At 45.4% G+C, this 832-nt stretch carries 2 protein-coding genes; one reads left to right on the top strand and one right to left on the bottom strand.

Annotated features, from left to right (window positions below; translation table 11 throughout):
• Positions 1–498: FAD-dependent oxidoreductase (locus R7Q46_RS26095; protein WP_318078073.1), on the bottom strand; the 498-nt coding region annotated here is incomplete at its 3' end.
• 110 nt (positions 499–608) lie between these two features.
• On the opposite strand from R7Q46_RS26095, the gene R7Q46_RS26090 reads away from it, so the two are divergent.
• Positions 609–832, top strand: a 224-nt coding sequence (locus R7Q46_RS26090; RefSeq protein ID WP_318078072.1) for a proline racemase family protein, incomplete at its 3' end; no start/stop codon positions are given.

Raw genomic sequence — 832 nt, 5'->3', positions numbered from 1 at the left:
CGCTAACACATCAAGCGTACTTTGATAACCTTCAAACAAGCTTTCGCTTTCAAACGTCAACAATGAACCATCCATCTTAATAAGCCCACTTTTTCCAATGGAATCCAATAGCTGATTCCAACTCTGAACGGCTCGCGTGTTAAGGCTTGTTATCGCCTGCGTGGAAGCTTCTGCCGCTGAGGGTTTCGCTTTCAATAAAAAACGTATCATCCAACCGACGGTATTGGGCAAGTCTTGCCAACGAATAGAAACTGGACTTGTCGAACTCAATAACATCTTAGGTAATTGAGGGATCAAGGCCGGCGTGGCAAGAGGAAAAACTTGCTCGGTCGCGATGTGCCCGGCATTACCTTTCGAGCACCCATTGCCCACTCCATTCGGATCAAAAATGGTGACGCGATACCCCTGCTGTTGCAGTTTTAAGCCAATCGACAAACCGATGATTCCCGCCCCTATAACCGCGATGCTTTGATTTCTGAGTTCTTCCTTACCCAACATGAATATGCTCCAAGTCACATTTGAAAAAGCAGATTGTATACAATATATTTTACATTACGATAACATCAAGCTCATTCGATTCAACCCATTTCTTCAGCAAGGAGAGAAAAATGAGACAAGGAACCTTTTTCTGTATCGATGCCCATACCTGTGGAAACCCAGTGAGATTGGTGGCTGGTGGTGTTCCACCACTTGAGGGCAACACGATGAGTGAAAAGCGTCAGTATTTCTTAGAGCATTATGATTGGATTCGACAAGCACTGATGTTTGAACCGCGTGGCCACTCAATGATGTCGCGCTCCGTTGTTTTACCGCCTTGCAGTGACAATGCAGA

This window comes from Vibrio sp. 811 (assembly GCF_033339195.1).
Note: the sequence above shows the minus strand (reverse complement) of the source record. Positions and strands in the feature narration are given on the sequence as shown.